The sequence below is a fragment of the Streptomyces sp. R-74717 genome (genome assembly GCF_047305335.1).
GTDB lineage: Bacteria > Actinomycetota > Actinomycetes > Streptomycetales > Streptomycetaceae > Streptomyces > Streptomyces atratus.
The window spans coordinates 2852148-2865000 of the sequence record NZ_CP102361.1 but is presented as its reverse complement, the minus strand read 5'-3'; the positions used below and the strand labels follow the sequence as shown (position 1 = coordinate 2865000).

Here is a 12853-nt window from a genome sequence, read left to right as displayed (position 1 = left end):
CCGTGGGAGCGTCGCTGTATGTGCTTGCACATGCAGTCGTGACTGCGTGCCTTTTGAAGAATGAGCCTGCGAGTTTGCGGTGTGTTGCGAGGTTAACCCGTGTGGGGAAGCCGTAGCGAAAGCGAGTCCGAATAGGGCGTTTCAGTAGCACGCTCAAGACCCGAAGCGGAGTGATCTAGCCATGGGCAGGTTGAAGCGGAGGTAAGACTTCGTGGAGGACCGAACCCACCAGGGTTGAAAACCTGGGGGATGACCTGTGGTTAGGGGTGAAAGGCCAATCAAACTCCGTGATAGCTGGTTCTCCCCGAAATGCATTTAGGTGCAGCGTCGTGTGTTTCTTGCCGGAGGTAGAGCACTGGATAGGCGATGGGCCCTACCGGGTTACTGACCTTAGCCAAACTCCGAATGCCGGTAAGTGAGAGCGCGGCAGTGAGACTGTGGGGGATAAGCTCCATGGTCGAGAGGGAAACAGCCCAGAGCATCGACTAAGGCCCCTAAGCGTACGCTAAGTGGGAAAGGATGTGGAGTCGCAGAGACAACCAGGAGGTTGGCTTAGAAGCAGCCACCCTTGAAAGAGTGCGTAATAGCTCACTGGTCAAGTGATTCCGCGCCGACAATGTAGCGGGGCTCAAGCGTACCGCCGAAGTCGTGTCATTCGTACATGTATCCCCAACGGGAGTACGGATGGGTAGGGGAGCGTCGTGTGCCGGGTGAAGCAGCCGCGGAAGCGAGTTGTGGACGGTTCACGAGTGAGAATGCAGGCATGAGTAGCGATACACACGTGAGAAACGTGTGCGCCGATTGACTAAGGGTTCCTGGGTCAAGCTGATCTGCCCAGGGTAAGTCGGGACCTAAGGCGAGGCCGACAGGCGTAGTCGATGGACAACCGGTTGATATTCCGGTACCCGCTTTGAAACGCCCAATACTGAATCAGGCGATGCTAAGTCCGTGAAGCCGGCCCGATCTCTTCGGAGTTGAGGGTAGTGGTGGAGCCGACGAACCAGACTTGTACTAGGTAAGCGATGGGGTGACGCAGGAAGGTAGTCCAGCCCGGGCGGTGGTAGTCCCGGGGTAAGGGTGTAGGCCGTGTGGTAGGTAAATCCGTCACACGTTAAGGCTGAGACCTGATGCCGAGCCGATTGTGGTGAAGTGGATGATCCTATGCTGTCGAGAAAAGCCTCTAGCGAGTTTCATGGCGGCCCGTACCCTAAACCGACTCAGGTGGTCAGGTAGAGAATACCGAGGCGTTCGGGTGAACTATGGTTAAGGAACTCGGCAAAATGCCCCCGTAACTTCGGGAGAAGGGGGGCCATCACTGGTGAGCCGATTTGCTCGGTGAGCTGGGGGTGGCCGCAGAGACCAGCGAGAAGCGACTGTTTACTAAAAACACAGGTCCGTGCGAAGCCGTAAGGCGATGTATACGGACTGACGCCTGCCCGGTGCTGGAACGTTAAGGGGACCGGTTAGCTGACTTTCGGGTCGGCGAAGCTGAGAACTTAAGCGCCAGTAAACGGCGGTGGTAACTATAACCATCCTAAGGTAGCGAAATTCCTTGTCGGGTAAGTTCCGACCTGCACGAATGGCGTAACGACTTCTCGACTGTCTCAACCATAGGCCCGGTGAAATTGCACTACGAGTAAAGATGCTCGTTTCGCGCAGCAGGACGGAAAGACCCCGGGACCTTTACTACAGTTTGATATTGGTGTTCGGTTCGGCTTGTGTAGGATAGGTGGGAGACTTTGAAGCGGCCACGCCAGTGGTTGTGGAGTCGCCGTTGAAATACCACTCTGGTCGTGCTGGATGTCTAACCTGGGTCCGTGATCCGGATCAGGGACAGTGTCTGATGGGTAGTTTAACTGGGGCGGTTGCCTCCTAAAGAGTAACGGAGGCGCCCAAAGGTTCCCTCAGCCTGGTTGGCAATCAGGTGTTGAGTGTAAGTGCACAAGGGAGCTTGACTGTGAGACCGACGGGTCGAGCAGGGACGAAAGTCGGGACTAGTGATCCGGCAGTGGCTTGTGGAAGCGCTGTCGCTCAACGGATAAAAGGTACCCCGGGGATAACAGGCTGATCTTCCCCAAGAGTCCATATCGACGGGATGGTTTGGCACCTCGATGTCGGCTCGTCGCATCCTGGGGCTGGAGTCGGTCCCAAGGGTTGGGCTGTTCGCCCATTAAAGCGGTACGCGAGCTGGGTTTAGAACGTCGTGAGACAGTTCGGTCCCTATCCGCTGTGCGCGTAGGAATATTGAGAAGGGCTGTCCCTAGTACGAGAGGACCGGGACGGACGAACCTCTGGTGTGCCAGTTGTCCTGCCAAGGGCATGGCTGGTTGGCTACGTTCGGAAAGGATAACCGCTGAAAGCATCTAAGCGGGAAGCCTGCTTCGAGATGAGTATTCCCACCAACTTGATTGGTTAAGGCTCCCAGTAGACGACTGGGTTGATAGGCCAGATGTGGAAGCCCGGTAACGGGTGGAGCTGACTGGTACTAATAGGCCGAGGGCTTGTCCTCAGTTGCTCGCGTCCACTGTGTTTGTTCTGAAATAACGAACGGCCGTGTTGTGTTCCGGTGTTGGTTAATTTCATAGTGTTTCGGTGGTCATTGCGTTAGGGAAACGCCCGGTTACATTCCGAACCCGGAAGCTAAGCCTTTCAGCGCCGATGGTACTGCAGGGGGGACCCTGTGGGAGAGTAGGACGCCGCCGAACTCCTTTTACGGGAAAGCCCCGTGCCCTTGTGGCACGGGGCTTTTCTGCGTTCAGCCACGCGTGCGGCTGGCCGGCTCGGACGAGGCAGGCCGGGCCACGCATCGTGGCGAGAGGGGCGACGAGGTCCGGTGACAGACCGTCAGAGTCTTGTGTGGTCAGTGGTTCTGAGTACCCCTGAGTTCAGGGTATGCTTTACCTCGTTGCCACAGCGCAGCAGGCCCCAATAGCTCAGTCGGTAGAGCGTCTCCATGGTAAGGAGAAGGTCTGCGGTTCGATTCCGCATTGGGGCTCAGGCAAGACGAAAGGCCCCCGCCACTCGGCGGGGGCCTTTCGCATGTTCCGATGCTTCCGTGCTCACTGCCCGCCGGCGTGGTCGTCCGTGCCCGCGTTGCGGGAGTCGAGGCTGTAGCGGTTCTGTACGCGCACCACCAGGGCGACGGCCCAGGCCTTGGCGAGGTGATTGCCCTTGATTCCGGAGATGCCGAGGCGGCGGATGAGGCCGGCGTCGCGGAACTCGGACAGGGAGCCGAAGTGTTGTGGGTGAGCGCCTGGTTGATCAGTTCGCCGGCGAACCGCAGCGACGAGAAGTGGAATGCGGCGGTGTCGATGTGGTTCACGCCGAGCTCGATCGCACGCCGGAGCGCGCTGATGGACTGTTCGTCTCTGAAGTCATGGGCCGGAGTTTTTCGGAGCCTTCGGCCCGATGAAGTGCGGTCAGGTAGTGGGCGGTTCAGGTACGCGCATGGCGAGGATGGCCATGTCGTCAGAGGCCGGCTCAGCTGCGAAGCGTTCGACCGCCCGCAGGATGCGTGCTGCCACCGCGCCGGCCGTGAGGCCGGTACAGGTGGCCAGGACGTCCGCCAGACCGTCGTCGCCGAGCATACGGGTGCCCTCACGGCGTTCCGTGACGCCGTCGGTCACGCACAGCAGGACATCGCCCGGAGCGAGGGTCACCGTCTGCTCGTACAGTTCGAGGTCCTCGATGACGCCCAGCAGGGGCTGAGGTTCGGCCGCTGACTCCACCGAGCCGTCCTGGCGCAGGCGCAACGGCAGCGGGTGCCCGGCGCAGACCACCTTCAGGAGTGCGCTGCCGTCCTCCTGGGGCCGCAGCTCCCCGTACAAGAGGGTCAGGAAGCGGCTGCGGGCGCCTTCGTCCAGGATGGCGGCGTTGAGGCGCTCCAGAACGGCCGGACCGCCGAAGCCTTCGCGGGCGAGGAGGCGCAGGGCGTGGCGGGCGAGACCCGTGACGGCCGCGGCCTCCGGGCCCGTACCGCAGACGTCACCGATGGCGAAGCCGTAGGCGCCGTCGCGGATGGGAAAGACGTCGTAGAAGTCGCCGCCGACCTCGTTGCCCTCGCCCGCCGCGCGGTAGATGACCTCGATCTCGACATTGGGGACCTCGGGCAGCCCCGGCGGCAGCAGGCTGCGCTGCAGGGACTGACTGATCGCCATACGCTCCGAGTAGAGGCGGGCGTTGTCGAGGGCGAGGGCCGCGCGACGGGAGAGGTCCTCGGCCAGTTCCAGGATCTCCTGACGGAAGTGGTCGTCGGAGGGCTTCCCGAGCGTGAGCATGCCGATGACGCGGTTTCGGGCGACGAGTGGCAGGACCACCGTCTCCCCGCCCACCGCGGCCGCGGTGGCGAGCGTCGTACGGATGCCGGAGCCGATCCCGCCGGGTTCGCCGAGGCCGAGCGTACGCATCGAGGTGCGCAGGGCTGCTTGGTGGGCGGCCTCCGACGGGGCCGCCCAGACACGGGCACCTGGGGTCGGCACGGGGTCCGGAGGAGCGATCTTGGAGAGCAGGGCCTTGAGGCCGTCGATGAGCTCCTCGTCCTCATGCAGCACATAGGAGAGATACGGCTCCGAGGACTGGTCCGCGATCGTGTAGACGGCGCACCACGTGGCCAGGGTGGGGACCGTCATCTGGGCCATCAGTGCCAGGGTCTGGTCCCGGTCGAGGGTGCCCGCGAGCAGGTCGGAGGCCTCGACGAGGAAGGAGAGAGAACCGCGGCGCAGGCGTTCCAGCTCGCCCAGGCGGGCCGATTCGACGGCCAGCGCGATGCGGTCCGCGGCGAACTGGAGGCGTAGAGCCTCCTCGTTGGAGTAGCGGCCTGCTGCTTCCGCGGCGACACCCAGCGAGCCCGTGAGGCGACCCTCGACCTTCAGCGGGACGGTGACGACGGAGCGCATCCCCGTGCCGCCGAGCAGGGGGACGGCGCCGGGCACGTTGTCGAGGTCTTCGTGGACGGCGGGCATCCGGGCGGAGCCGTAACGTCCGGTACCGGCCTCCACCGGAACCCGGGCGAAACGCTGGCGGGCGGAGGGCAGACCGGTCGTGGCCCGTACCTCCAGTTCCGTTTCGTCGTCCGTCGCCAGCAGCAGGAAGGCCGAATCGGCGTCGAGCATGTCGCGCGCCCGCTCGACCGTGCGCTGGAGCAGGCCGTCGAGGTCGTCGGGGGCGGGGGAGCCGATGAAGATCTCGAACGGGTCCGTCTTGTGGCTCTCGGCATTCGCGTCGGAGACCGGTGTGCGTACCGGGGACTGGAGCACGGCACGTTCGTAGTCGCGGACGAGCAGACAGACCGTGGACGGTTCGCCGTGGGTGTCGCGGACCCGGAGATGCGAGGCGTAGACGGGGATGGTGCGGCCGTCGGCGCCCCGGATTCCGTAACTGCCCTCCCAGCGCGAGAGCTGCAGTGCGTCCACGATGCCGGTGTTGGTGCCTGGTGTCTGCGGCCAGGCGGTGAAGTCGGTGAGTTGCTTACCGGTGACCTGGTCCGCGGCGTATCCGAAGAGAAACGCGGCGTCCTCGTTCCAGGCGGCGATGGAACCGGTGCTGTCGATCTGGACGACGGCCACCCGCACGCGTTCATCGGCGACCGGGAGCAGGCCGACCGGGAGCAGGGGGCCGGCGGAGCGGATGCCCACAGGGCGCTCGGGAAGATCGAGCTGGAACCAGACATGTTTATGGGTGGGCGAATACTCGACGCCCCACCGGGAAGCGAGCGCCGCGCAGAGCAGCAGTCCGCGGCCGTTCTCACGGTCCGGGCTGCCGAAGTCCAGACCTGTGCTCTGGAGGGGGATCTCGCGTTCCGGGTAGTGGTCGGAGACCTCGATCCGGACGCCGTCCTCCGTGCGCAGACACAGCACGTCCGCGGCGGTGCCTGCGTGCACCACCGCGTTGGTCACGAGCTCGCTGGTGAGTACGACGGCGTCGTCGACGACGTCTGTGTATCCCCACCCTTGGAGGGTGTCACGGACAAAGGCGCGGGCGGTCGCGACGGAGCGCCCGACCGGGTCGAAGGTGGCAGCCGCGCGCGCGGTGATCACAGCACTCCCCATATGGTGTCTCGTCGCTTCCCCGAGTCCTGTGCCCGTTTCTCGCCGCTTCGATTCGCCTGCCAGGCTAGACGCTCGCTCTCGGTACCGGGTACACGAGGGCTGACTTCGGGCAGGAACGACCAGGAACAGGCATGTGAATGGACAAGTGTGGGCTTCCCAACAGGGCGATGCGGGACAACCGTTGGAGGCTGCACCCCGATTGGTTCGGGCCTGGTACGTTTCAACGATTTGACGTCCGCATGGTCACCCGTCGACGGTGGGCTGTGGCGGTGAGCCAATGAGGAACTGGGCAAGCTCCCAGATAAGGCCCGAGCGATACGGTCAACCCCTGCGGGAGGGATCACGGTGGAGTCTGGCGTGGCGGCGCGGGGAACAGGCACGCGCACAAAAGGCGGACAGTCCGTGAAGAAGCAGCGCAATGGAACCATCGACGTCGACACGGCAGCGCTCAACAGACTGTTGGCAGGTCTGGTGGCGATGCGCGACGGGAACTTCCGCAGGCGCCTGACCGTCTCGGGCGACGGCGTGATGGCGGAGATCGCGGCAGTCTTCAATGAAGTCGCCGACCGGAATCTCCATCTCACCGGCGAGCTGGCCCGGGTGCGGAGGGTGGTCGGACGTGAGGGGAAGCTCACCGAGCGGCTGGAGACGGGCGCCTGCGAGGGCTCCTGGGCCGCCGCGATCGACGCCTCCAACGAGCTGGTCGACGATCTGGCGCGCCCGGTCTCGGAGGTCGGGCGGGTGCTGTCGGCGGTGGCCGACGGTGATCTCGAACAGCGGATGGAGCTGCGGTCGCACACGGCCGACGAGACGGTCCGGCCGCTGCGCGGTGAGTTCCTCAAGGTCGCCCGTACGGTCAACAACCTGGTCGACCAGCTGTCGGCGTTCACCGAGCAGGTGACGCGGGTCGCGGTCGAGGTGGGTACCGAGGGCAAGCTGGGCGGGCAGGCCCAGGTGCGCGGGATGTCCGGGTCTTGGAAGGACCTCACGGACTCCGTGAACACCATGGCGTACCGGCTGACCGCGCAGGTGCGGGACATTGCCCTGGTGACGACGGCGGTCGCCAAGGGTGATCTGTCGCGGAAGGTCACCGTCCATGTGGCCGGCGAGATGCTTCAGCTCAAGAACACCGTCAACACGATGGTCGACCAGCTGTCGTCGTTCTCCTCCGAGGTGACCCGGGTGGCCCGTGAGGTGGGCACGGAGGGCGAACTGGGCGGGCAGGCGACCGTGCCCGGTGTGGCCGGGGTGTGGAAGGACCTCACCGACTCCGTCAACACCATGGCCGGGAACCTGACCTCCCAGGTGCGCGGGATTGCCGAGGTGACGACCGCGGTCGCCAACGGTGATCTGTCCCAGAAGGTCACTGTGAGCGCCCGCGGCGAGGTCGCACAACTCGCCGAGACCATCAACCAGATGACCGAGACACTGCGGACCTTCGCCGACGAAGTGACCCGTGTGGCCAGCGAGGTCGGTGGCGAGGGGCTGCTCGGCGGGCAGGCGCAGGTGCCGGGTGCGGCGGGGACCTGGAAGGACCTCACCGACTCGGTGAACACGGTCTTCCGGAACCTGACGACTCAGGTGCGCGACATCGCGCAGGTGACCACGGCGGTGGCCAGCGGCGACATGACGCAGAAAGTCACCGTCGACGTGGCCGGCGAGATGCTGGAGCTGAAGAACACCGTCAACACGATGGTGGACCAGCTCCAGTCCTTCGGTTCGGAAGTGACCCGGGTGGCCCGGGAGGTCGGCGTCGAGGGCCGGCTGGGCGGTCAGGCCGAAGTGCCGGGTGCGGCGGGGACCTGGAAGGACCTCACCGACTCGGTGAACACCGCGTTCCGGAACCTTACGGGGCAGGTGCGGGACATCGCGCAGGTGACGACCGCGGTCGCCAACGGTGACCTCTCGCAGAAGGTCACCGTCGATGTCGCGGGCGAGATGCTGGAGCTGAAGAACACCGTCAACACGATGGTGGCGCAGCTGTCGTCCTTCGCCGACCAGGTCACGCGGATGGCGCGTGACGTGGGCACGGAGGGCCGCCTCGGTGGCCAGGCGCGGGTCGACGGCGTTTCCGGTACGTGGAAGGAGCTCACCGACTCCGTCAACTTCATGGCGGGGAATCTGACCTCCCAGGTGCGCCAGATCGCGCAGGTGACCACGGCGGTGGCACGCGGCGACCTGTCGCAGAAGATCGATGTGGACGCGCGCGGCGAGATCCTGGAGCTGAAGAACACCATCAACACGATGGTCGACCAGCTCTCCGCCTTCGCCGAGCAGGTGACGCGGGTCGCCCGCGAGGTGGGCACCGACGGACGGCTCGGCGGGCAGGCTCAGGTGCCCGGCGTGGCCGGTGTGTGGCGTGATCTGACCGATTCGGTCAACGGCATGGCGGGAAACCTCACCGCTCAGGTCCGTAACATCGCGCAGGTCGCCACCGCGGTGGCGCGCGGCGACCTGTCGCAGAAGATCGATGTGGACGCGCGCGGCGAGATCCTGGAGCTGAAGAACACCCTCAACACGATGGTGGACCAGCTCTCGAACTTCGCCGAGCAGGTGACGCGGGTCGCCCGTGAAGTGGGTACGGAAGGCATCCTCGGCGGCCAGGCCGAGGTGCAGGGGGTGTCCGGTACGTGGAAGGACCTCACCCAGTCCGTCAACGGCATGGCCAACAACCTGACCCTGCAGGTCCGTAACATCGCCGAGGTCACCACAGCGGTCGCCAAGGGCGATCTCTCCAAGAAGATCACGGTCGACGCCAAGGGCGAGATCCTCGAACTGGTCACGACCGTCAACACCATGGTCGACCAGCTGCTCAACTTTGCCGACGAGGTGACGCGGGTCGCCCGCGAGGTGGGTACCGAGGGCATCCTGGGCGGTCAGGCCCGGGTGCGCGGTGCGACCGGTATCTGGAAGGACCTCAGCGACAACGTCAACCTGATGGCCAACAACCTGACCAGTCAGGTGCGGAACATCTCCCGGGTCTCGTCCGCGGTCGCCAACGGCGATCTGACGAAGAAGGTCACCGTCGAGGCGCGCGGCGAGGTCGCCGAGCTCGCCGACACCGTCAACACGATGGTGACGACGCTGTCCTCGTTCGCCGACGAGGTGACGCGGGTCGCCCGCGAGGTGGGCACGGAAGGTGAGCTGGGCGGCCAGGCACGCGTTCCGGGGGTCTCCGGTACGTGGAAGGACCTCACCGAGTCCGTGAACTCGATGGCGTCCAATCTGACCGGGCAGGTGCGCCAGATCGCCACGGTCACCACGGCCATCGCCAAGGGCGACCTCACCAAGAAGATCGACATCGACGCCCGTGGTGAGATCCAGGAACTGAAGAACACCATCAACACGATGGTCGACCAGCTGTCCTCGTTCGCCGAGCAGGTGACCCGGGTCGCTCGCGAGGTGGGCACGGAGGGGCAGCTGGGCGGCCAGGCCCGGGTCCGGGACGTCGACGGCACCTGGCGCGACCTCACCGAGTCCGTGAACGAGATGGCCGGGAACCTCACCCGTCAGGTGCGGGCCATCGCGGCCGTCGCCACCGCGGTGACCCGCGGCGATCTCAACCTCAAGATCGATGTGGACGCGGCCGGCGAGATCCAGGCCCTGCAGGACAACATCAATACGATGATCGCCAACCTGCGTGACACCACGGCCACCAACAAGGAGCAGGACTGGCTGAAGGGCAATCTCGCCCGGATCTCCGGTCTGATGCAGGGGCGGCGCGATCTCGACGACGTGGCCTCGCTGATCATGAGCGAGCTGACCCCGGTCGTCTCCGCGCAGCACGGTGCGTTCTTCCTGGCCATGCCGACCGGTGACACCGACACGGTGGGATCGGACAGCGACAAGGACAGCTCGTACGAACTCCGCATGAGGGGCAGCTACGGATACTCGGCGGGATCGATGCCGACATGCTTCCGGCCCGGTGAGACGCTCCTCGGCACGGCGGCGGAGGAGAAGCGGACCATCCAGGTGGACAATGTTCCGCCGGGTTATCTGAAGATTTCCTCCGGGCTCGGTGAGGCACCGCCCGCGCATGTGATCGTGCTGCCGGTGCTCTTCGAGGGGAAAGTTCTCGGTGTGATCGAGCTGGCCTCCTTCCAGCCGTTCACCCATATCCAGCGGGACTTCCTCAATCAGCTGGCCGAGATGATCGCGACGAGCGTCAACACCATCAGCGTCAATACGAAGACCGAGAAGCTCCTTGAGCAGTCGCAGGAACTGACAGAGCAATTGCGGGACCGTTCACAGGAGCTGGAGAACCGGCAGAAGGCACTTCAGGCCTCCAACGCCGAACTGGAGGAGAAGGCCGAGCTGCTGGCCCAGCAGAACCGCGACATCGAGGTCAAGAACACCGAGATCGAGGATGCCCGGCAGGTCCTGGAGGAGCGCGCCGAGCAGCTCGCGGTCTCGATGCGTTACAAGTCGGAGTTCCTGGCGAACATGTCGCACGAGTTGCGTACCCCGCTCAACTCGCTGCTCATTCTGGCCAAGTTGCTCGCGGACAACGCCGAGGGCAATCTCTCGCCGAAGCAGGTGGAGTTCGCCGAGACGATCCATGGAGCCGGTTCCGATCTGCTTCAGCTGATCAATGACATCCTCGATCTGACGAAGGTCGAGGCGGGCAAGATGGACGTCAGCCCGACCCGGATCGCACTTGTCCAGCTGGTCGACTATGTGGAGGCGACATTCCGGCCGCTCACCGCGGAGAAGGGGCTCGATTTCTCCGTACGGGTCTCGCCGGAGCTGCCGGCGACACTGCACACGGACGAGCAGCGGCTGCTCCAGGTGCTGCGCAATCTCCTTTCCAACGCGGTGAAGTTCACCGACAGCGGGGCGGTCGAGCTGGTGATCCGGCACGCCAACGAGGATGTGCCGAATGCCATCCGTGAGCAGCTCCTGGAGGCCGGCTCGCTGCGTGACGCCGATGCCGATCTGATCGCCTTCTCGGTCACCGACACCGGTATCGGGATCGCGTCCAGCAAGATGCTGGTGATCTTCGAGGCGTTCAAGCAAGCGGACGGTACGACCAGTCGCAAGTACGGCGGTACGGGGCTCGGCCTGTCCATCAGCCGGGAGATCGCCCGGCTGCTGGGCGGCGAGATCCACGCGGCGAGCGAGCCGGGCCGCGGCTCGACATTCACGCTCTATCTGCCGCTGCACCCGAGCGAGTTGCCGCCGCAGGGCTATCCGCAGATCGGTCCTGGGCCCATCGAGGCACACGGTGCCGCAGTCGAGGAAGGTCTGCTTCCGGAGGCCGGTCCGGGCGCCGACTCGACGGCCACCGTGCGCGATTCGGCGGGCGCCGCCGGGCTGATGCGGCGTCGCCGCAAGACTCTGGGGAGCGCGGAGCGGCGGCCCGCGCTGCCGTCCCGTGCCGCGGCCCCGGCTGCTCCGCAGGAGCCGTGGACGCTTGCCGGGCAGGAGGAACCGGAGGTCCGCAGGACGTTCCGGTTCCACGGCGAGAAGGTGCTGATCGTCGACGACGACATCCGTAACGTCTTCGCGCTCACCAGCGTGCTGGAGCAGCACGGTCTTTCGGTCCTGTATGCGGAGAACGGACGTGTGGGCATCGAAGTCCTGGAACAGCACGACGATGTGACGGTCGTACTGATGGACATCATGATGCCGGAGATGGACGGCTATGCCACGACGGCTGCGATCCGCAGGATGCCGCAGTTCGCCGGGCTGCCGATCGTCGCGCTGACCGCGAAGGCCATGAAGGGTGACCGGGAGAAGGCGATCGAATCAGGCGCCTCCGACTATGTCACCAAGCCTGTCGATCCCGATCACCTTCTTTCTGTTATGGAGCAGTGGATGCGCGGAGAGTGATCACTAATTGAGAGAATCGCGATGAGTTGATGAGTGGCTGTGCTCGCAGGGGTGTGAGAGGGCGCTGTACGGGGAACCTTCTGGTCCCCCACCGCGTTTCTGTTGTGTGCACAGTGACATCATGGTGACAGGGTGTGGTGACGGGCGGGGTGCGGCTACCATGACCGGCACAAGGACGGACGGCGTAAGGGAGTCGTCCCCTGGGGCGGCGCCCGGTGCAATTCCGGGGCGAGGAGGACGGGCCATGGTACAGAAGGCCAAGATCCTCCTGGTCGATGACCGGCCGGAGAATCTGCTGGCGCTGGAGGCCATCCTCTCTGCGCTCGATCAGACACTGGTACGGGCATCGTCAGGGGAGGAAGCGCTCAAAGCGCTGCTCACGGACGACTTTGCGGTCATTCTGCTGGACGTCCAGATGCCAGGCATGGACGGTTTCGAAACCGCCGCGCACATCAAGCGGCGGGAACGGACCCGGGACATCCCGATCATCTTCCTCACCGCGATCAATCACGGTCCGCATCACACCTTCAGGGGTTACGCGGCGGGCGCGGTGGACTACATCTCGAAGCCGTTCGATCCATGGGTGCTGCGGGCCAAGGTTTCGGTCTTCGTCGAGCTCTACATGAAGAACTGCAAGCTGCGCGAGCAGGCGGCGCTGCTGCGGCTCCAGCTGGAGGGCGATGCCAACGGCAGCGCGGGCCACGAGAAGGAGCCCGCAGGGCTGCTGGCCGAGCTCTCGGCGCGGCTCGCGGCCGTCGAGGAGCAGGCCGAAGCGCTCTCCAAGCAGCTCGACGACGAGTCGGCGGACGCCGCGGCCGTGGCCACCGCCGCCCATCTGGAACGCAAGCTGACCGGCCTGCGCCGGGCACTCGACGCGCTGGAGCCCGGCACCGGCAGCGGCGCGGCAGCCCTTCCCTCGTAGCGCCGTACCGTCCCGCCACTCCGTGGCGGGGAGCGGTCCGGCGGTACGACCT

At 65.0% G+C, this 12853-nt stretch carries 3 protein-coding genes, 1 tRNA gene, 2 rRNA genes and 1 pseudogene (1 of these 7 running past the window's edge); 5 read left to right on the top strand and 2 right to left on the bottom strand.

Annotated features, from left to right (window positions below; translation table 11 throughout):
* The 3 genes from NRF20_RS12735 to NRF20_RS12725 all read left to right on the top strand — a co-directional run.
* A 23S ribosomal RNA gene (locus tag NRF20_RS12735) occupies positions 1–2509 on the top strand (it extends 616 nt beyond the left edge of the window).
* Between the two features lie 79 nt (positions 2510–2588).
* A 5S ribosomal RNA gene (gene rrf, locus NRF20_RS12730) occupies positions 2589–2705 on the top strand.
* A 217-nt stretch (positions 2706–2922) separates the two neighbouring features.
* Positions 2923–2995 (top strand) — tRNA-Thr (locus tag NRF20_RS12725).
* Between the two features lie 82 nt (positions 2996–3077).
* On the opposite strand, the pseudogene NRF20_RS12720 reads toward NRF20_RS12725, so the two are convergent.
* Together NRF20_RS12720 and NRF20_RS12715 are read right to left on the bottom strand one after the other, a co-directional pair.
* Positions 3078–3355, bottom strand: a pseudogene (locus tag NRF20_RS12720) (hypothetical protein); the annotation flags it as partial.
* A gap of 64 nt (positions 3356–3419) precedes the next feature.
* A complete protein-coding gene (locus tag NRF20_RS12715) occupies positions 3420–6047 on the bottom strand; it encodes a SpoIIE family protein phosphatase (RefSeq protein ID WP_398634130.1) in 2628 nt (875 codons plus the stop codon).
* Positions 6048–6449: 402 nt separating this feature from the next.
* Here NRF20_RS12715 and NRF20_RS12710 point away from each other — a divergent pair, with 402 nt between their 5' ends.
* Together NRF20_RS12710 and NRF20_RS12705 are read left to right on the top strand one after the other, a co-directional pair.
* Complete coding sequence (locus NRF20_RS12710) at positions 6450–11879, top strand: HAMP domain-containing protein (protein WP_398634131.1); 5430 nt, start codon at positions 6450–6452, stop codon at positions 11877–11879.
* A gap of 244 nt (positions 11880–12123) precedes the next feature.
* Entirely contained in the window at positions 12124–12801 is a 678-nt protein-coding gene (locus NRF20_RS12705) for a two-component system response regulator (protein WP_114247009.1), read from the top strand.
* Positions 12802–12853: the final 52 nt, after the last annotated feature.